Genomic DNA, 19,993 nt, shown 5'->3' with positions numbered 1-19,993 from the left:
GGCACCGGGCCGCCACGTCTCCCCTCCCGCTCGTGGAGGATTGCTTCACATCAAGAGCAGGTCGGCTCCACTGAGTCTTCCGTGTGCCTCCTGGAGGGACTCTGTGAGCGCTTGGAGGGGCATCTCCTGCAACACGCCTGAATCGAGCCCTGACTCGTCCAGCACCGTCCTCAACGCCGCCCTGCTGTCCTGGGGCAGCCTGTCCTCCCAAGCCCGGAGCACATCACGGACCGCGTACCCGTCCCGCTCCTGAATCACTGCGGAGACCACTGGTGCGACGAGCGGCCCGGCCTCTTCGCTGAGGCCACCGGCCACTTCTATGGCGGCGATCCCCAACCGGGTCCTGAAGACGACACGACCCTCCTGGGCGACCCGAACCCGCTGGAGAACGGTGGCGGCTTCACCGTCTTCCACCCCACCGGCCTCGACACGGCACCACAGAGCCAGAACCCTTTGGACCGCCCTCTCCCACGGTTCCTGCACCGCGCTGCCCTCGACCAGGGCCAGTGCAGCCTCCGGGGCGCCCCCAACGAGTTCGGCGATGACGGCGGCTTGGCGGCCGTCGAACAGTCGCTCCCCGACCCCCATGTGCTGCTGGGCGTGTTCAGCGGCACGAGACCACTGCCCCTGCGAAGCCAGGGCCCGGGTGCCGTCTCCAAGACAGACCGTCCACACCCACCGGTACAGCTCGGCCCGGTCCTCCTCCGAGGCGATGAGCCGGTCCAAGGGGAGTTCGTGCCCGTCGATCACGATAGAGGCCGCTGTGCGTACTCCTTCGCGGAGAGCGGTGAGCATCCCGAAGGCCGCTCCTCCCTCCCCGGCACGAATCTGTAGGCGGGCGAGGTTGACCACCGGCTCCAAGGCCCGCTGCGCCATCCTGGCGTCCAGGGGCAGGTGGGCCAGGTAGAGCCGGGCGTGCTCCCAGCACCAGTCACGCGCCAGTTCGGGCAACCCCACGTCCGAGGCGATCAGCGCCGCCCCGTTGTAGACCTGTGCCGCGGCGGCAACGGCATCACTCGGCTCACCGCAACGCACGGTCTGGGCAGCGGTGGTGATCCGTTCGATCCGCGTCGCCAGCTTCTCTCCGGGTGGGCGGGGCCAGGGGACCAGCGGGAACCACTGCCCGGCGCTCACGCGGGTTCGCCCCAGGACACGACCAGGATGGAGTGCTTGCGCTTGAGCACACGCCGGGTGTCGGAGGGGGCTTCCGTGACAGGGGTGAAGTGCAGGGCGAAGGAGATGTCGTCGTCGCGGTGGGGTTCCCACGCCGCGGCCTGGGCGCCCATCTGCTCGGCGAGCTTCCGCCCGGCGGCTGCGTGCCCGACGACTCCGAGTTCATGGCGGCCCCGGTGTCCTTCCACCGGTCGCAGCGTGAGGTATGCCAGCCCCCGCTCGGCGGCGGGCACTGCGGCCATGTCGCCCCAGGGCAGTCCCGGGCTGACCAGTCCGTTGGCGACGGCGTGTCGGCGCAGGGGCATCCGGGAGAGGCGATTGTCCAGGTGGGTGGCCAACCACAGCCACATCGTGTCCAAGGGCTGGCTCTTGCCGTAGGTCACCCCGGTCCAGACGGTGGTGGCTTCTTCGCCGAGCACATCGTGGACCTGCGCTTCGGTGATGGTCTGGTCCTGGTTGGCCTGGATCTGGACCGTGCCGTCCCGGTCCAGGGAGAGGACGCGGCGCGGGTCATCGCCGATGCCTCCGCCCCGCAGGGGCATGAAGGTGCACAGTTGGCTGTCCACGGAGCGCCACCGATCGCCGTCACGCTCGAACACGATGCTGCGGTTGACGTCCCCGGCGATCCGTACGGGGGCGATGAGCCTGCCGTCAGGGGCGAGCTGGTCCACCCAGGCGCGTGGCACGTCGTGGGATCCCACGGTCGCGATGACGCGGTCGTAGGGTGCGCCGCCGGGGTGGCCGAGCGCACCGTCGCCCAGGTGGACCGTCACGTTGGTGGCGCCGTGGTCCTTGAGCCGGGTGCGGGCTCCGTCCACCAGGTCCTGGTCGACGTCGATGGTGGTGACCGCCCCTTCTCCGACCAGGTGGCCGAGCAGGGCGGCGTTGTAGCCGGTCCCGGAGCCCAGTTCAAGCACCCGCATCCCGGGGGCGAGGGCGGCCTGTTCGAGCATGAGCGCGACCACGCCCGGCTGGGAGGCGCAACTGATCGAGGCGCCGTCGTCATCGTGCTTGATGTGGACCGGAGCGTTGGTGTACGCCTCCTCCAGGGTGGCGTGGGGGACGAAGGTGTGGCGCGGGACGCGACGGAAGGCGTCCTCCACCTCCGAGGTGGTGATAGAGCCGTTCTCGCGCAGCTTTCGGATGAGGTCCTCGCGCAGCGTCTCGGCGGTCTCGGGCGAGGCGGGCGCGTTGTCGGCGGTGTCGGTCATGACGGCCTTTCCGAGGTTGGACAGCACATGTTGGTCCTGGTAGGTGAGTCCCCACCGGTTGAAGGTGAAGACCAGGTGGTGGGCGCACACCGCCCGCAGGCCCCGGGTGAGTCTGCCTTCGGCTGCCAGGCGGGACAGGACGGCTCCGGCCGCGGTGAACTCCTGTGCCCAGGCGGTGGTGTGCGGGCTGGTAGCGGCCACAGCTCGGGGATCGAGGGCCGTGAGGGTGCGGGCGGGTGCGAGCAGCCGTTCATCGGCGGTGAAGGGTTGGGGGAGGCGGCGCAGGGCGGTGACCTTCTCCCACACGTCGGCCTGTTCGAAGGCGTCCAAGCGGGCGCCGCGCAGGAAGGCGCCGCCCATGAGGAGGGCGAGTTCGCGTCGGCCCAGCTCTGTGGACGGGTTCGTGTGGACGTGGGCCAGATAGGTGAGCAGGTGGCGGCTGTCGGCGTGGAACAGGGTGTGGGCCAGGCTCATTGCGGCCTGTCCGCCGAAGGCCCCGGTCTCCGGCTCGTAGATGGCGTGCGCCCACGCTGAGACGGACTCTGCACGGTGAAGGCGTTCGAGATGGGCGTCGAGGAATCGGCGGGCTCGGTGCCCTCCGGTGTAGCGCAGCCGCCAGTAGGGCTTCTTGCGGATGAACCACCAGCCGGTGAGAAGCCCTCGGCGTCGGCCGAGGCCGAGGATCGGCCCCAAGTGTTGGGCGGCCGTGTGTTCGGCCGTCGCCCAATCGGGCCACTCGATCAGGGTCTGTGGATGCTCGTCACGCATGAACGCGCTCCTTGGCGTAGCCGATGAGCAGGAACGAGGCCCACCCCAGGGGGTTCGGGTCGGTGGTGAGGGTGTGCAGGGCCGTGGCGGTGCCGGCCGCTCCTTCCAGAAGTCCGATGCCGTTGCGGGTGAGGAGGCGGCGGACGGCGTCGTCGGGGTCGTGCCCTTCCGCCGTTGGGGCGAGTAGGGCGGGAACGCGGGCTGTACCGGTGGCGTGCGCGAGGAGGGCGAGGCCGGAGTAGCCGTGGCACAGGGAGGTGTCCAGGGTCGTCCCCACCGCGCTCTGAGGGGTGAGGGTGCGCGCGAGTGTGGCCTGGGCGTTCATCGAACGGTTCGTGTCGCCGAGAGCATCGGCCGCGAGGAGCTGGGCGTGGGCGACCCCGGCCGCCCCGTAGCACCACGATGGGCGCTGCGGCCCCACCGGCTCCTCCTCACCACGGTGTTGGGCCGCGGTGATCCAGTAGGGCCACCACACCCCGTCCGGATCGGTGCGCTGCCACAAGTCGAGCCAGTCGAGGATGCGGCTGATCGCACGGGTATGACCGTCGACCTCGATCCCGTGCCGCAGAGCCGACGCCAGGACGGTCAACGGTCCGCAGATGCCGTGGGCCACGCCGGTGTTGGCGTGCCCGCCTGGGAAGAGGTCCGGGGACTCCTTCCCCGCTGGGTCCACCGAAGCCCACCAGCCGGGCGTCTGCTGCCCGTCCGGCGCCGTGACGGGTTCGGTCAGCCGAACCAGGTAGACCAGCGCCCGCCTCAGCAGGTCCTGATACGAGTCGCGCGTCAGCAGCAGCGCCGAGAGTCCGGCCAGACCACGGATGGCGTCGAACTCGGCCAGCACGGGAAGACGTCCTCTGGTGTCCATACGCGCGTGTGCCTGTTCCAGGCGCGCAGCGACGATTCGCGCCACGGCTGCGTCGAGCTGTTCCAGCTCCCGCTCATACCCCAGGTGGACCGTGGCGGCCTGGTGCAGGACGAACGCCAGGGCGGGCGCCCCGTAGTACAGGTGAGCCTCGGGTGAGGCGTCCACCCCATCGGAGACGGCGCATTCCAGCCAAGTTTGAGCGCGTTCCCAGGGGCCGTGGCCGGTACGGGCCCGCTCGATGTGCAGCAGTGCCACCCCGACGGCTCCGTGGGCCAGGGACTGAGGCCACCAGCGGTTTTGGGCCAGTGCCCGCCCCTGGTCGGGGGTAGCCAGGTGGTCGGCGGCGCGGGTTGCGACAGCGGAGGCGTCGATGAGAGGCGCGGTCACACCGTCCCCTTCCGTTGGAGTTGGAGGAGGATCTCCACCGGACGCCCGTCGCACCATCCTGCCGAGTCGGGTGCGGGGGCTTCGGTGAGCACGGTCGCGCCTTCCTTGTTCAGGTGACTGCGGAGCAGGAACAGGTGTCCTGGTTGGGTGAGGTCCAGGCGTAGCCGCTGGTCGCCTTCGCCCAGCTCGACCAGGGCCGGGAGGTTCCGGCTCCGCGCCCACGCCTGCCATGCGCTCTGCCAGCGTGGCCACGCCGCCGTGATGGGAGGAAGGTCCGCCGCGGTGACCCGCCACCGGGCGTTCGCCACGACCACCCTTCCGGACCGCAGCCGGGGCAGGAACGGCAGGAAGGAGGCGGCTCCCCAATCGAATCCGGACACGACCGTCTTCCCGGCGCGGGGAAGTTCGGCCAGGAAGCGGGCCAGCGGTGGGGCGTGGCGCAGGTTCAGCGCGTGCGGCACCACTGGGACGACCGCGCGTTGCAAAGAGCGCGACCACAGGAACAGTTCCGTGCCGTCGTCTCCGATGAACAGGTCGTCGACGGTGAGGGCGTCCGTACCGGTGGAGGGGTACTCGGCCACGTGCAGGACGTGCTTGAGCAGTCTCGGGGCCCGGGTGACGGGCACGCTGCCGGACCGCTGCGGAGGGAACGACATCTGCACCGGCAGCGGTCCGGAGCCGGTGAGCACCTCGGCCAAGTCGGTTTCGATCCCCGTCAACGCGGCGAACCGGCCCGCCATCGTGCCCGCGCTGCGCGAAGCTCCCAGCACCACGAGTCGGAACCGGCCGCTGTCGAGCGCCGCACGCGACGGCGATTCCAGACGCAGGTTCAACTCCGTGTTCTCGGGCGGGGCCGAGGAGTACACGGTTTCCTGGGCGGCCAGCAGTTCCTCGATCCGGACCTCCCTTCGCCCCGTCAGCGCCGCGTCCTGGGCCTGGCCCATCAGCCACCGGTCGCGCACGCTGAGGGCCGCTGCGGGTGCTTCGCTTCCCGTAGAGGTGTAGCTGTGAGGAAACCCCAGGCCGGTGGACGGGTGCACGGCCTCGGCCACAGGCACCGGATCGGTGCCGTACCGGTACGCGAACCGGTCCCGATACCCGCGCCAGGCGGGAATACCCTCTGGATACGCGGACAGGACGGTGAGCATGTGCGCGGCCTTCTCGGCCGTGTACACCACTTCGGCCGGCAGGGAGACGGTGGCATCGAGGCGTACGTCGATCCCCGTCCGCCCGGTGTCGCACAGGTGCCGCGCCGCCTTCATGGACTCCGCCCGCACAGCCGGGCCACTGCCGTGACGGTGACGTATCCGTACCACTGAGCGGGTGCCATCGAGGAGAGGGACCGGCGGTGAGACTTCGACCATGCCGTCCAGGGCTCTGGCCAGGTAGGCCAACGGGTCGGTCTCGACCGACGTGGGGGACAGGCTCGTCAGCAAAGCCCGTGCCCGGATCAACTGGGTGAGCAGGTTCTCGGCGCTCTGGGCGGGTTCGTCCGGGTACTCGGCGGTGAGCTTCGCGGCCAGTGTGGCCCACGGCACGGGCCTTTGGGCGGCATCCAGGACGAGTCGGACAGCACCGGTCAGACGGATCTCTACCTCGGCCGTGGCCGCCCGAGGATGGGGTGGGGCGGGGCGCGCGTGCTGGGGCACCACGAGATGGTCCTGTGTGCGCCAGGCGGTGTGGTTGGCGGCCAGGAACAGCCGCTGGCGCACCTGGGGGAGATCCACGAGGTGATCGGTGATCTCGGTGATCCACTCCCCGCTGGGGGAGGCCACAGCATGGTGATCGTGCCCCCATGCCACCGACGCCGCGTCAGCGAAGGCCGCCGGGGCGATGCCCGCAAAGAGGCCGAACGGGGTTGGCCCGGTGCCGGGCCCGCAGCACGTAGCGCACAACAGCGGCGGTCACTTTGCGGGCGCGCCGCACTCGGATCCCGTCCGGGGCTCGGGATCGGAGGTCGTCCACGCCGGCGGCCAGGTCCGGTGAGGCGTGCCGGATCGCCTCGGCCAGTTCGGATGCCGCCCACACGCATCCGAGCCAGTGCACCCACTCGTCGACATCGTTCCCAGGCAGGTTCGGCCACCAGGACACCGGCGAACCGTCCGTGATGGGCGCTCGGATGACGGGAGTGCCCCTCACCTGCCAGCGCAGAGCCATGGTGGTCCTCCCAAGAGGGTGGTCGGCACCGAAGAGGACGGTGCCGACCACCACGGATCGACAGTGCGGCCTGGTGCGTGTCCGGGTCGGCGCTCGAATCCATGCGCTTTCCCGAGACTGTTCAGTCCGACACGCTCGTGACACAGGTGCTGGGGCAGGTCGTCCCGCAGCCGTCGTCGGTGAGGTTGATCAGTGGTGTGGTGTCGCTGGTCTCGATCAGGCGGATGTCGAGAACGAAGGGTGACGAAGGGGCGTGGGTCTGCGTGTCCTGCTGGGATTCCTGCGCCAAGCGCATCGCTCGCTCTTTCCGGTAGGGGCTCTGGCACAGGAAAGACTAGGCACACCGGAAAGTCGTTTGAAGGACTTTCACGGGTGGGAATAAATTCACGCTACGGAATGTCGGTTTTCGCTCGTTCTCGATATTCCTGGGCGAATCGGCCGAGAAACGAGCGAGCATCGTCATGCGCGAGGGATCGGCCGTGGTAGAAGTCGAAGATCTCTTCGCTGTAGGCGATGTCCTTGGGGTCGCGCAGCGCCAGCTCACCGGTGAACACCTCAACGGTGACGAGCCGGTCATCGTAGAGCGTGAACCCGTTGAGCGGCCCGCTCGGGACTGGAGGGTGGGCGGGGACGATCCGGATGTCCACCCCGGCCAGCTCACTCAAGGACGCGAGGCGGTCCATCTGCAACGCCATGACCGCGGGCGGGCACAGCGGCCAGCGCAGCGCTGCCTCGGTCAGCACGAACACGAACCGTCGTCCCGGCTGGTAGAGGGCCTGCTGGCGTTCCAGTCGGCGGGCCAGGGCCGTGTGCCACTCCGCACCGCGGTTCACCAGCGGGTGCGCCAGACTCTGCCGCGCGTATTCGGGGGTCTGCAACAGGCCGGTGATCATGCACGGCAGGAAGTAGCGGATCGTGGTTGCCGCGCCCTCAATGGCGGCCAAGTCGCGTTGCAGCTCCCCCAAACCGCGTTGCAGCGCGGTGCGGAACCCCTGGTAGTCGGAGTTGGTCACCCGCGCCAGCTCCAGCAGGCGCACCCCGTCCTGTCCTTCCAAGGGGACGCCGAGGGCGGTGAGGATGCGTTCGACGTCCAGATGGGAAGGGCGGATGCGGTTGTTCTCGATCTTGCTGATCTTGGCCTGGCTCATACCGGCGCGGGCGGCCAGGCCCGCACCGGTCATCCCGGCAGAGCGGCGGAGCCGGCGCAGAGCGTCGGCCAGTTCGCCGCGCTGCCGGTCGGCGTTCTCGGGCTCAAGGGTCAATCAGCGGACCTTGTAGTACTCGGTGAAGGGGGTGGAGTGCTCCAGGGCCAGGTCCTTGTACCGGACGTAGGGGGCGGGGTCGGTGTCCTCCAGCAGTTCCCGACCGGTCTGGGTGCCGTCGGCAGCGTAGTGCATGAGGACCACGTGCGTGTCGTCGAAGAGCCAGAAGTCCTGTCGGGGAAGGCCGGGGTCGGGGGTGGTGGCGAAGTCGAGGATGTTGACCTCCTCTCCCGCCTGGACGCTGAAGGCGTACCCCCACTCGAACTGGAACCGCAGGTGGTCGCCGACAGGGCTGGTGAGGGTGTGGACTCTGCGCATCCGGCGCCCGGCTTCCACGTGCTCGCGGACCTTGATCAGGTAGGTGTCGGTGTGCAGCTCCTCGGCGGGCCGTGCTTCTCCGGCCAGGAAACGGCGCAGCTCGTCCTCTTCCTCGGGCACTGTGTAGCTCGGCAGGGTCTCCAGCCGGAACGCCTCCCGGCGGAAGGAGTGGAAGAACTCCTGCCAGGCGTCACCTTCCAAGCGCACGGGCGGCCTCCTCGATGAGGTGGGCGGGGATCTCGACGGCCACCTCACCGGTGGAGAGGGTGAGTTCTTCGGTGGCCTTCAACAGCGGTCCCTGGACGATCACGGTTCCCGTTCCGGTGGAGAACACACCTGGGCAGTCGTTCCGGTTGCAATCACCGGAAAGTTTCCGAAGTGCCATGAATCATCCTTTCCGTATGGCATTATCGAGAATTCACGGTAGAGAGCGCCCGGGCGACGGTCAACTCATCCGGGAGTATTCACGCTCGGGAATACTCCTTCGGTGTTCAGGGAGTCCTGTGGGCGAGTCGCTGTTCGACGTCACCGGTCACTCGGACCTGAGGCTGACAGGGTCGCCGCGGTGCGTAAGGCCCTGGACGAGGCTCTGGCTCCCTACGCTGACGGCGCGCTCACCGGTGTCTCCTGTCTGGCACGCGGAGCGGACCAGCTCTTCGCCGAAGCCGTGCTCGCGGTCGGCGGACTGCTCGAAGTCGTCCTGCCCTCCGTCGACTACCTGGAGGCCAAGGTCAAGCCCCACAACCTGGACCGGTTCGACGGCCTGCTGATGCGCTCCACGCTCGTGCGGTACATGCCGCACAAGAGCGTCGGCCGCGCCGCTTACGAGGACGCTAACGAGACCGTGCCCGGCGGGATCGACCGGCTCTCCGCGGTCTGGAACAGCAGGACCTCGAACGGCAAGGGCGGCACGGGCGACGCCGTCGAGGCCGCGCGTGGCCGGGGTGTACCGGTGGACGTGATCTGGCTTGCGGGAGCCGCAAGGGAGAGGTTCGGTAGCCGACCGACTTCATGGGGACTCCGCATGCCCCCACGTCCAGCCTGCCCGAGCGCTCTCGAAAACCGGGGCGAAGAAGGAGTGCGCCCACCAGCTCCACGTCGCACACGGCCGTACGCGAGTTCCTACGGGTGGGGTAGGTCCAGCATGTGGCGCAGGCGGGGGGCCGCCACGTCCTCGTCCAACGCCAAGAGCGGGGTGAGGCCCAGCCAGTGGGCGGCAGCAAGGTTGTCTTCGCTGTCGTCAACGAACACGCACCGTTGGGCCGCCACACCGAGCTTGTCCAGGACCAGGCGGAAGATCTCGGGATCGGGCTTGCGGATGCCGTGGTCGGTGGAGAACACCACCTCGTCGAAGGTGCCGTGCAAGTCGAAGCCCGCGTAGGGATCGTAAGGTTCCCGGCCGAGACTGTTGGACAGCACCGCCGTCTTGATCCCGGCCTGCCGTGCCTGCCGTGCGACCTTGAGCATCTGGTAAGCGGGGAAGGCGTCATGGAGGTAGCGGGCCATCAGGTCGTCAGGGGCGACCCCGATCAGGGCGGCGAACCCCTTGTTCCATTCCGCTTGCGTGATCTGGCCGAGTTCGAGCTGTTGGAAGAGTTCTTGTCCTCGCTGGTCGGCCCACGCACGAAGAAACGTTCCTCGGGGCAGTTTCTCGCGGTCCTCGAATGAGGAGATGACCTCGACCATATTGAAGGTCAGGACACCGAAGAAGTCGAAGATCACTCCGCTGTACTTGGACTCTGTGGTCGTCGCCATGACCCAACCCTACGATCTGCAGCGGAGCCGCCACCTCCTGTCCGCCCGCCGCCTCAGCGAAGCTCTGGAGACTGCCGCCACGGCGGGGCGGCACCGCCTTCGTCGAATATCGGCAACTACCTTGCCGGGCTGGGCCTACCAGCCACGGCCGGGTTCGACCCGGTCCACGAGGGGCTGCACGCCACCGACAAACGGGTACGGATCGATACCCTCCTGATCGTGCAGGTGGTGTACGACCGGGCCGTGCGCACCCTCATGTCCTGACGTGCCCCTGTCACTTTCCGCAGTTCCAGGTGCTTCTCCTCCTTGACGAGGAAACCGGCACATGGGAGGACCAGTGGCTGAGGATCGCAGAGCCTTCACCATCCACGAGCTGTACGAACTGCCTGCCGCCGTGGACCTGATGACGGCGGCCCGTGCTCTGCACATGGGGCGGACGACGGCCTACGAACTCGCCAGGCGCGGCGAGTTCCCCTGTCGGCTGCTGCGCTACGGCACGACCTACCGAGTGGTCACGGTCGACCTCTTGAAGCTTCTGGGCGTGCCCCTCCCGGAACGGAGAGAGCCGACCGCTACCGAGACGGCATAGGGGCGCGATGTGGGCGCCCGCCCATGTGCGCACCGGGCGGGCGCCCACATGGGCGGGCGATGCGCGCACCCCTTGGGCGCCGTGCCCACGCCCTGTGGGCGGCGGGCACTATGGCCCGGTGGGCGGGCACCTACCAGGGCACTCCACCGAGTGCGCCCCCAGTGCATGGCCCGAGCCGGGGAAGTGGGCACCGGCATCGGAACGCATAGTCCGTGCGCCGCCCGCCAGCGCACGGCACCGCCCAGCGGGCGGGTCCATGCCCAGCGAAAACGGCGCTCGTGGAGGGGCGACAGAGAGCACGGATGCCATGCGCGACGGCGCGCGCCCTTCGCCCAGTCTGCGGACACCGGCACCGTGCGCCCTACTGCTCCGCCCTGCTGTCGAGGCGCAGTGGGATGCGCGTGACGCTCTGGGCACCCATGCACGGTGCACCGTCGCACGCCCCAGCGCAAAGGGCGCGCCCTGCGCCCACTCTCACCTGATGTGTGTCCGGGGCGGGCGCACAGATCCCGCGGCGATGCCCGCCCGCGGCCTCTGCCCGCTGGAGTTCCCGAGTCGCCCACTGCCGACCCAGAGGTGACCGGCTAGAGTCGGGGCGACACAACCATCCGATCTGTTGTCGACTTCGCGTCCGGCCGGTGCCGTTCAGTGCCGGGGGAGTACGTGTTCTGACAGGGGATGCCGTGGGGTCCCACGGTCAAATGACGGTCGAACGAGAAAGAGCCCTGCTCTCTGAGTGGAGAAGCAAGGCTCTGACCAGGAAAATCTGGGTGGGCGTACCAGGACTTGAACCTGGGGCCTCATCCTTATCAGGGATGCGCTCTAACCGACTGAGCTATACGCCCTCGTTCCGGATGGAACTCTACCGCATCGGCGAGACCGGAGCGAACCGGTTCCACTGTGCGGGCAGGAGCGGGACCCGGCGATCCGTGCCCCGCTTCACCTCCTATTTTATGGGGCTCCCCGAGTGCTTCAGCCCACGCGTTACCGCTCGGCGTCGACCGTCCTGAAACGCAACCCGTGACCGGGCAGACCGGGGGCGGCCACGGGGAAACGTCACGTGGCGGATCAGCGCCGTCGCGGAGGAGCGCCTCGATGCGCGCGTGGTCGTGGAACCACTCCATGTGCCGCGGGCCGGGTGGGACCAGCACCGCGTGGCGGCGCAGGTAGGGGCACGGTGCTCCGGAAGCTCCAGACCGTGGATCGCGGCCACAGTCGCCGCCCGCGGACGCTCCAGGAGCCAGCATCGGTCCGCGAAAGCAGGTCCCGCACGACGGCGGCACGGTCCGACCTGGGTGGCCGCCAGTGCGGGGCGCGACGGCCGAGGAACTCCGCCAGCGTGAGAACCCGTTCCGAGAGCGGGGCGGCGTCCTCGTCACTCTCCGCTACGCGACCCGTGCCTGCGCAGAACGTCACTGAAACGGACGGGGGGCGAACCCCCGTAACGGAATACCAGGTCGGCGGCGCGCTCGACGAACCCGCGGTGGTCGCCGACACCGGAGCGCGAGCGCGCGTCAACGGGGATCCTCGTTTGCGAGGTCCCCCGTCCGCCCATGGGGTCCCCCGTCGGTCGTGCGGCACCCGCGCAGAGCCCTCACCGGGCCCGGCTCCGGGCAAACGTGCGTCGCCGGACCGGAGGACGAACACACGGGCGAGGGGGCCGGTGTCGGAGTCCGGCCCTGCCAAGACGAATGCACCGCCGTGACCTGGGTAGTCACACCTACTGAAGGCCAACGGTGTTGCGATGCGACGGGACGGTGTCGCGTGATCGCGGTCCCGGGAGAGGAACCGCCATGGCCGACATGGTGTCCGACTACGTGCTGAAGCGGCTGCGCGAGTGGGAGGTCGAGCACGTCTTCTCCTACGCGGGCGACGGCATCAACAGCCTGCTCGGAGCCTGGGGACGGGCGGAGGACCGGCCCCGCTTCATCCAGTCCAGGCATGAGGAGCTGGCCGCGTTCGAGGCGACCGGGTACGCGAAGTTCTCCGGGCGGGTCGGCGTGTGTGCCGCCACCTCCGGCCCCGGCGCCGTCCACCTGCTCAACGGCCTCTACGACGCCAAACTCGACCACGTACCGGTGGTGGCGATCATCGGCCAAACGGCGCGCAGCGCGATGGGAGGCTCCTACCAGCAGGAGATCGACCTGCTCTCGCTGTACAAGGATGTGGCGAGCGACTACCTCCAGATGGTCACCGTCCCCGAGCAACTGCCCAACGTCCTGGACCGGGCCATCCGCACAGCGGTCTCGCGGCGGACCGTGACCGCACTCATCATCCCGGCGGACGTGCAGGACCTGGAGTACTCGCCGCCCAGACACGAGTTCAAGATGGTGCCCTCCAGCCTCGGGCTCTCCGACACCGAGACAGTGCCGTCGGCCGAGGGGCTGGCCAGGGCCGCCGAGGTCCTCAACTCGGGCGAACGCGTCGCGATCCTGGCGGGCCAGGGCGCCCGGGGGGCACCGGGGGAGCTGACCGAGGTGGCGGACGTCCTCGGTGCGGGGGTGGCCAAGGCCCTGCTCGGCAAGGACGTCCTCCCGGACGACCTGCCGTTCGTGACCGGCTCCATCGGGCTGCTGGGCACCCGGCCTTCCTACGAGATGATGCGGGACTGCGACACGCTGCTGGTCGTCGGCTCGAATCTGCCGTACAGCCAGTTCCTGCCCGCCTTCGACCAGGCGCGGGCGGTCCAGATCGACATCGACCCGACGATGCTCGGGATGCGATACCCGTTCGAGTGCAATCTGGTCGGCGACGCGGCCCGAACCCTACAGGCCCTCCTTCCGCTCCTCGAACGGAAGACCGACGGCTCGTGGCGGGAGAAGATCGAGGACGACGTCGAACGCTGGTGGGAGGTGCTCGGACGGCGTGCCATGGTCGACGCCGAGCCGATCAACCCCCAGCGTGTCTTCCACGAACTGTCGCCGCTGCTGCCCGACGATGTGATCGTGACGTCCGACTCCGGTTCGGCTGCCAACTGGTACGCGCGCTACCTGCGCTTCCGCACGGGCATGCGCGGCTCCCTGTCGGGCACCCTGGCCACGATGTGCCCGGGCACGCCGTACGCGACGGGGGCCAAGTTCGCTCATCCGAACCGACCGGTGATCGCTCTCGTCGGTGACGGCGCGATGCAGATGAGCGGTATCAACGAGCTGATCACCCTGGCGCACTACTGGCACGAGTGGGAGGACCCCCGTGTGGTCATCGGGGTCCTCAACAACGGTGACCTCAACCAGGTCACCTGGGAACTGCGTGCGATGGGTGGAACACCGCGGTTCACGCCCTCACAGCGCATCCCCGACCTGCCCTACGCCCAGATCGCCAGGGACATGGGGCTGGCCGGAGCTCGGATCGAGGATCCAAGTGAGGTGGCCGACGCCTGGCGACGGGCGCTGAACGCGGACCGCCCCTGCGTGGTCGAGTTCGTCACAGACCCCGCCATACCGCCCATCCCGCCGCACGCGACCCTGGACCAGATGGAGAGTATGACGGCGGCGCTGCTCAAGGGCGACCCGGAAGCCTGGGCGGTCGTCAAGGAGGGCGTCAAGAGCAAGGCCCAGGAGTTCATCCCGGGGCCGCGATGACCCCGCGTCCGCTCCGACTGCGCGGAGCCCGGCCCCGGTAGGGGCTCGGGCTCCGCGAGGTGCTCTACTCCCGTCCCGCTGCGCGGGACGCGGCCTGGCCTACTCAGCCTCGGTCAGTGTGAGGTCGATGCCACCGACCAGGTCGGCAACCAGGTTGTACAGCATCGCGCCCACGGTGGCCAGCGCGGTGATGAGCACGATGTTCAGTGCACCGACCACGCCGGTGTAGCCGAGGACCCGGCCGGGCGAGAACCACGCGGACGGGTTGAGGCCGAGCTCGTCCTCACTGCCGTCGCCCTCCAGGAGCGCCGTCATCATGTTGGAGAGCTCGTCGAAGACACCCAGCATCGACAGGGTCGTGTAGATGACCACGACCGCCACGAACAGGACGATGAAGCACACCAGCGACACCACGAAGCTGTACTTCATCACCGACCAGGGTTCCACGCGGGAGACCGTCAGGTGCGCCCTGCGGCTCGACAGCGTCGCCTTCACGGCGCTCGGCTGTTTGGCGGCCGCCGTCTTGGACTCGGTCACTTCTGTTCCCCCCGGCCCTTCGGTGTCCCCGGTGGATTGGTCGGAACGCGTGTCCACGGCCTCCTCCTTCTTCTTCGTCGCGGAGGAGCCCGTCGCTTCGGACGCGGCGCCCCGGCCGGGGGAGCCGGCTTCCGGTTCCCCACCCTCGCTCTCCTCGGAGGGCTTCTCCGCGGAGGTGGCCCCACCGGTGTCGGAACCGCCGGAGGACGTGGTCACGGCCGGAGCCTCGACCGCGTCGTCCCGCGTCTCCGGCCCCTGGCCGGGCCCGTCCTCATCCCGGCCGGGGAAGGAGGACTTGGTGGCCACCGCCACCGTGTCGGCCCCGTCGACCGGAGCCCGGTCCGCCACCGCCTCGTCCTTCGCGGTCGTCGGCGTGTCCGTGTCGGATTCGTTGGTGGAGGTGTTCCGCTGCTTGTCAGACATAGAAACGCTACCGCTGGACTTTCGTTGAGACGGGTGAATGGCGCAAGAGGCGTCCCGCAAGGTTCGCGACCGGAACCCTGCGGGACCAAAAGGACCTAAGGTGCAGTCTAGACCTCAGACCCACCTTGCTCAGAGACCGCGCCAGAGACCGTGTCGTCGACTTCGGCCTCCTCTTGAGCCTCTTGGTTGCGTGCACACGCCACGATCTTGTTGCCCTTGTTCAGGTTCATCAGCCGAACGCCCATCGTGGTACGGCCGGACCGCTTCACCTCGGCCACGTTGGTGCGGATCACCCCGCCGTTGGAGGTGATCGCGAAGATCTCGTCCACGTCGGGGTCGACCATCATCGCACCGACGAGCTTGCCGCGCAGTTCCACGACCTTGGCTGTCAACACACCCTTACCGCCGCGGTTCTGCACCGGGTACTGCTCGGCCGGGGTGCGCTTGGCGTAGCCGTTCTCCGTCGCGACCAAGACGTCGGTGGCGCCGTCGCCGCCCCGGATGACGTCCATGCTCAAGAGGTAGTCGCCCTCCAGGAACCGCATCCCGATCACGCCGCTGGTCGCGCGGCCCATCGGCCGCAGCGACTCGTCGGAGGCGGGAAAGCGGATCGCCTGGGCGTCGCTGGAGATCAGCAGGAGGTCGTCGTCGGGGAAGGTCAGCCGCGCGGCGATCAACTCGTCGCCCTCGCGCAGGTTGATCGCGATGATCCCCGCCGAACGGGCCGAGTCGAAGTCCTCCAGGCGCGACTTCTTCACCAGGCCCTCGCGCGTGGCGAGTACCAGGTACGGCGCGGCCTCGTAGTCGCGCAGGGCCATGATCTGGGCGATCTGCTCGTCCGGCTGGAACGGCAGCAGGTTCGCCACGTGCTGGCCGCGCGCGTCCCGGGCCGCCTCCGGCAGCTCGTAGGCCTTCATCCGGTACACCCGGCCCTGGTTCGTGAAGCACAGGATCCAGTGGTGGGTGGTGGTGACGAAGAAGTGCTGGACGATGTCGTCCTGCTTGAGCTGCGCCCCGCGCACACCCTTGCCGCCGCGCTTCTGCGCACGGTAGTTGTCGATCCGCGTGCGCTTGGCGTACCCGCCGCGGGAGATCGTGACGACCACGTCCTCCTCGGCGATGAAGTCCTCCATACGCATGTCACCCTCGAAGGGGACGATGTGCGTGCGCCGCTCGTCGCCGTACTTGTCGACGATCTCGGCGAGCTCGGCGCGGACGATCCTACGCTGACGGGCCTCGTTCTCCAGGATGTCGTTGTAGTCGGCGATCTGCGCCATGAGCTCGTCGTACTCCGACATCAACTGGTTGCGCTCCAACGCGGCCAGCTTGCGCAACTGCATGTCGAGGATGGCGCGGGCCTGGACGTCGTCGATCTCCAGCAGACCCATCAGGCCCGTGCGCGCCTCGTCGGCGGAGGCACTGGCGCGGATGAGGCTGATGACCTCGTCGATCCGGTCCATCGCCCTCAGCAGGGCGCGCAGGATGTGCGCCCGCTCCTCGGCCTTGCGCAGCAGGTACCTGGTGCGCCGGAGGATGACCTCGATCTGGTGCTCGACCCAATGCCGGACCATCTGGTCCAGACGCAGGGTCCGCGGCACCCCGTCGACCAGCGCGAGCATGTTCGCGCCGAAGGTCTCCTGGAGCTGGGTGTGCTTGTAGAGGTTGTTGAGCACCACCTTGGCCACGGCGTCGCGCTTGAGCACGATCACCAGGCGCTGGCCGGTACGGCCGCTGCTCTCGTCCCGCACGTCGGCGATGCCGGTCATCTTGCCGTCCTTGACCAGGTCGGCGATCTTCAGCGCGAGGTTGTCCGGGTTGACCTGGTAGGGCAGCTCGGTGACGACCAGCGTCTGACGGCCACGGGCGTCCTCCTCGACCTCGACGACGGCCCGCATCGTGATGGAGCCGCGCCCGGTCCGGTAGGCCTCCTCGATCCCGCGCTTGCCGACGATGAGCCCGCGGGTGGGGAAGTCGGGACCCTTCACCCGCTCGATGAGAGCGTCCAGAAGCGTCTCGTCATCGGTGTCGGGGTGGTCGAGGTACCAGTAGACGCCCTCGGCGACCTCCCGAAGGTTGTGGGGAGGGATGTTGGTGGCCATACCGACCGCGATGCCCGACGAACCGTTGACGAGCAGGTTCGGGAAGCGGGCGGGGAGCACGACGGGCTCTGAGGAACGGCCGTCGTAGTTGGGCCGGAAGTCGACGGTCTCCTTGTCGATGTCCCGGAGCATCTCCATGGCCAGCGGTGCCAGCTTGCACTCGGTGTAGCGCATGGCGGCCGCCGGGTCGTTGCCCGGCGAGCCGAAGTTGCCGTTGGGATCGACCAGCGGCATCCGCATCGACCACCACTGGGCCAGGCGCACCAGGGTGTCGTAGATGGCGCTGTCGCCGTGCGGGTGGTAGTTGCCCATGACGTCGCCGACGACACGCGCGCACTTGAAGAAGCCGCGGTCGGGGCGGTATCCGCCGTCGTACATGGCGTAGAGCACGCGCTGGTGGACCGGCTTGAGGCCGTCTCGCACGTCCGGCAGGGCGCGCCCCACGATGACGGACATCGCGTAGTCGAGGTAGCTGCGCTGCATCTCGACCTGGATGTCGACCGGTTCGATCCGGTCACGTGTCGGCGCCTCCAGAGCGGAGTCCGTGCCCTCGGGGGAGTCGGGGTTGTTCGCATCCGCCACGGATGTCGATCCCTTCTACGAAGCTGCGTTGAGCGTGGTTCTCCCGCCCGGACCGTCCCGGGGGGACGGTCCGGGCGGCACGGACTAGATGTCCAAGAAGCGGACGTCCCTGGCATTGCGCTGGATGAAGGACCGGCGGGACTCGACGTCCTCACCCATGAGCACACTGAACATCTCGTCGGCCTGGGCCGCGTCCTCCAGGCTGACCTGGAGCAGGACGCGGTGGTCGGGGTCCATCGTGGTGTCCCACAGCTCGTTGGCGTTCATCTCGCCCAGACCCTTGAACCGCTGCACCATGTCGCGCGGGCGCGGGTCCCTCTTGCCCGCGGCGATCCCCTCCTCGATGACGCGGTCGCGCTCAGCGTCGGAGAAGGCGTAGCCGGCGTCGCTGCCGCGCTGGTCCCACTTGATCTTGTACAGCGGCGGCTGGGCGAGGTAGACGTGCCCGGCTTCCACCAGCGGTTTCATGAAGCGGAACAGCAGGGTGAGCAGGAGGGTGCGGATGTGCTGGCCGTCGACGTCGGCGTCAGCCATGAGGATGATCTTGTGGTAGCGCAGCTTCTCCGCGTCGAAGTCCTCGTGGATACCGGTGCCCAGGGCGGTGATGATCGCCTGGACCTCGGTGTTCTTGAGGATTCGGTCGATCCGGGACTTCTCCACGTTGAGGATCTTGCCGCGGATCGGCAGGATCGCCTGGTGGTGGGGGTCGCGGCCGCCCTTGGCGGAGCCGCCGGCCGAGTCGCCCTCCACGATGTAGAGCTCGCACTTCTCCGGATCGGTCGACTGGCAGTCGGACAGCTTGCCCGGCAGGGAGGTGGACTCCAGGAGCGTCTTGCGGCGGGTCAGGTCCCGTGCGTGGCGGGCCGCGATGCGGGCGCGCGCCGCCTGGCTGGCCTTGGAGACGATGTCCTTGGCCTCACCGGGGTTGCGCTCGAACCAGTCCCGCAGGTGCTCGTTGGTGACCTTCTGGACGAAGGACTTGGCCTCGGTGTTGCCGAGCTTGGTCTTGGTCTGGCCCTCGAACTGCGGGTCGGCGAGCTTGACCGAGATGATCGCGGTGAGGCCCTCACGGATGTCGTCACCGGTGAGGTTGTCCTCCTTCTCCCGCAGCAGCCTCTGCTCACGGGCGTACCGGTTGACCAGGGTGGTCAGCGCCGAGCGGAAGCCCTCCTCGTGGGTGCCGCCCTCCGCCGTGTTGATGGTGTTGGCGAAGGTGTGCACCGAAGAGGTGTAGGACTGGTTCCACTGCATCGCGATCTCGGCCGAGATCCCCTCACCCTCCTCCTCGAAGGAGACGATCGAGGCGTGCGCGGGTTCCTTCTTGTTGTTGATGTGGCGAACGTAGTCCGACAGCCCCTCGTCGTAGTGGAAAGTGTTGACGGTGGGACCGCCGTCGGTGTGCTCGGGCCGCTCGTCGCGGATGGTGATGGACAGCCCCTTGTTGAGGAAGGCCATCTCCTGCATGCGGCGCGCGAGCGTCTCGAACGTGAAGTCCGTGGTCTCGAAGATGTCGCCGTCGGGCCAGAACGTGATCTGGGTGCCGGTCTGCGCCGTTTCCTCCCCCTTGATCAGGTCACCTGTGGGGGCGGTCATCTCGTAGTGCTGGCGCCACACGTGTCCGTCGCGGCTGATCTCCACATCCAGCGCCGTGGACAGCGCGTTGACGACGGAGACGCCCACACCGTGCAGGCCGCCAGAGACGGCGTAGGACTTGCCGTCGAACTTGCCGCCCGCGTGCAGCGTGGTGAGTACGACCTCGACGGCCGGACGTTTCTCCACGGGGTGGAGGTCGGTGGGGATGCCGCGGCCGTTGTCGGCGACACGCACGCCGCCGTCCGCCAACAGGGTCACCTCGATGGCGTCGGCGTGACCCGCCAGCGCCTCGTCGACGGAGTTGTCCACCACCTCGTAGACCAGGTGGTGCAGGCCCCGCTCCCCGGTGGAACCGATGTACATCCCTGGACGCTTGCGTACTGCCTCAAGCCCTTCCAGGACCGTGATTGATCGAGCGTCGTAGGCCAAGTGGGAACACCCTCCTGCTGGGGACGCCTGCCGGCGGCGGCCAGGGGAGAGGGGACGGGGCGCGAAGACGGCGACCGGGCGTGCGCAGGCACGACACCAGGGGGATCACCACTCACCGCACAGTCCGCCCGCCCATATCCTCCTGGGACGTGACACCGGCTACAGGCATCTGAAGAACCGCTTCCATGATACCCCGCGCGGTGTGACAAAGTGGCATTCGCGGCCCTGTGCCGCCTCACAACGAACGTTCGGGGAGGGAGCCGA

The 19,993-nt window shown here is 68.5% G+C and carries 15 protein-coding genes, 1 tRNA gene and 1 pseudogene; 3 read left to right on the top strand and 14 right to left on the bottom strand.

What is annotated here, in order from left to right:
- Positions 1 to 45 precede the first annotated feature (45 nt).
- The 9 genes from B042_RS22400 to B042_RS0108455 all read right to left on the bottom strand — a co-directional run bounded on the left by B042_RS22400 (position 46) and on the right by B042_RS0108455 (position 8,475).
- A complete protein-coding gene (locus B042_RS22400) occupies positions 46 to 1,134 on the bottom strand; it encodes a hypothetical protein (protein WP_036554306.1) in 1,089 nt (362 codons plus the stop codon).
- Entirely contained in the window at positions 1,131 to 3,152 is a 2,022-nt protein-coding gene (gene fxlM / locus B042_RS0108485; RefSeq protein WP_028647933.1) for a methyltransferase, FxLD system, read from the bottom strand. The genes B042_RS22400 and fxlM overlap by 4 nt, the downstream gene beginning before the upstream one ends.
- Positions 3,145 to 4,404: a lanthionine synthetase C family protein gene (locus tag B042_RS0108480; protein ID WP_028647932.1), complete on the bottom strand. Its 1,260-nt coding sequence runs from the start codon at positions 4,402 to 4,404 to the stop codon at positions 3,145 to 3,147. Before B042_RS0108480 ends, fxlM begins: the two co-directional genes overlap by 8 nt.
- On the bottom strand, positions 4,401 to 6,299 hold the full coding sequence (locus B042_RS0108475; protein ID WP_197024210.1) for a lantibiotic dehydratase family protein: 1,899 nt from the start codon (positions 6,297 to 6,299) through the stop codon (positions 4,401 to 4,403). Before B042_RS0108475 ends, B042_RS0108480 begins: the two co-directional genes overlap by 4 nt.
- Complete coding sequence (locus B042_RS27025; protein WP_369797688.1) at positions 6,217 to 6,561, bottom strand: lantibiotic dehydratase; 345 nt, start codon at positions 6,559 to 6,561, stop codon at positions 6,217 to 6,219. Before B042_RS27025 ends, B042_RS0108475 begins: the two co-directional genes overlap by 83 nt.
- Before the next feature lie 121 nt (positions 6,562 to 6,682).
- Positions 6,683 to 6,856, bottom strand: a complete 174-nt coding sequence (locus B042_RS24865; protein ID WP_081748662.1) for an FxLD family lanthipeptide — start codon at positions 6,854 to 6,856, stop codon at positions 6,683 to 6,685.
- A 94-nt stretch (positions 6,857 to 6,950) separates the two neighbouring features.
- Complete coding sequence (locus tag B042_RS0108465) at positions 6,951 to 7,823, bottom strand: helix-turn-helix transcriptional regulator (RefSeq protein WP_028647930.1); 873 nt, start codon at positions 7,821 to 7,823, stop codon at positions 6,951 to 6,953.
- Complete coding sequence (locus B042_RS0108460; RefSeq protein WP_028647929.1) at positions 7,824 to 8,348, bottom strand: DUF6879 family protein; 525 nt, start codon at positions 8,346 to 8,348, stop codon at positions 7,824 to 7,826.
- The gene (locus B042_RS0108455) at positions 8,332 to 8,475 is read right to left on the bottom strand and encodes a hypothetical protein (RefSeq protein WP_231493873.1); all 144 of its coding nucleotides are present in this window, start codon (positions 8,473 to 8,475) and stop codon (positions 8,332 to 8,334) included. Before B042_RS0108455 ends, B042_RS0108460 begins: the two co-directional genes overlap by 17 nt.
- Positions 8,476 to 8,656: 181 nt before the next feature.
- Between B042_RS0108455 and B042_RS26455 the strand changes: the two are divergent.
- Positions 8,657 to 9,129: pseudogene (locus B042_RS26455) on the top strand (hypothetical protein); the annotation flags it as partial.
- Positions 9,130 to 9,263: 134 nt separating this feature from the next.
- On the opposite strand, the gene B042_RS0108445 reads toward B042_RS26455, so the two are convergent.
- Positions 9,264 to 9,896 (bottom strand): HAD family phosphatase, encoded by a 633-nt coding sequence (locus B042_RS0108445; RefSeq protein WP_028647926.1) that lies wholly within the window; start codon positions 9,894 to 9,896, stop codon positions 9,264 to 9,266.
- A 337-nt stretch (positions 9,897 to 10,233) separates the two neighbouring features.
- On the opposite strand from B042_RS0108445, the gene B042_RS22395 reads away from it, so the two are divergent.
- On the top strand, positions 10,234 to 10,485 hold the full coding sequence (locus tag B042_RS22395) for a DNA-binding protein (protein ID WP_197024208.1): 252 nt from the start codon (positions 10,234 to 10,236) through the stop codon (positions 10,483 to 10,485).
- A 771-nt stretch (positions 10,486 to 11,256) separates the two neighbouring features.
- Here B042_RS22395 and B042_RS0108435 read toward each other — a convergent pair.
- Positions 11,257 to 11,330, bottom strand: a tRNA-Ile gene (locus tag B042_RS0108435).
- Positions 11,331 to 12,278: 948 nt separating this feature from the next.
- Here B042_RS0108435 and B042_RS0108430 point away from each other — a divergent pair.
- Entirely contained in the window at positions 12,279 to 14,066 is a 1,788-nt protein-coding gene (locus B042_RS0108430) for a thiamine pyrophosphate-requiring protein (protein WP_028647925.1), read from the top strand.
- 99 nt (positions 14,067 to 14,165) lie between these two features.
- Here B042_RS0108430 and B042_RS0108425 read toward each other — a convergent pair whose 3' ends face one another.
- From B042_RS0108425 to gyrB, 3 genes are all read right to left on the bottom strand, one after another.
- Positions 14,166 to 15,026 (bottom strand): DUF3566 domain-containing protein, encoded by an 861-nt coding sequence (locus B042_RS0108425; RefSeq protein ID WP_028647924.1) that lies wholly within the window; start codon positions 15,024 to 15,026, stop codon positions 14,166 to 14,168.
- A gap of 107 nt (positions 15,027 to 15,133) precedes the next feature.
- Entirely contained in the window at positions 15,134 to 17,707 is a 2,574-nt protein-coding gene (gene gyrA / locus B042_RS0108420) for a DNA gyrase subunit A (RefSeq protein WP_028647923.1), read from the bottom strand.
- A gap of 84 nt (positions 17,708 to 17,791) precedes the next feature.
- Complete coding sequence (gene gyrB / locus B042_RS0108415; protein WP_081748661.1) at positions 17,792 to 19,729, bottom strand: DNA topoisomerase (ATP-hydrolyzing) subunit B; 1,938 nt, start codon at positions 19,727 to 19,729, stop codon at positions 17,792 to 17,794.
- Positions 19,730 to 19,993 lie beyond the last annotated feature (264 nt).

Origin of the sequence: Nocardiopsis sp. CNT312 (genome assembly GCF_000515115.1) — a bacterium.
Classification (GTDB): domain Bacteria; phylum Actinomycetota; class Actinomycetes; order Streptosporangiales; family Streptosporangiaceae; genus Nocardiopsis.
The sequence above is the reverse complement of the archived record's forward strand: the minus strand, read 5'-3'. Positions and strand labels throughout refer to the sequence as shown.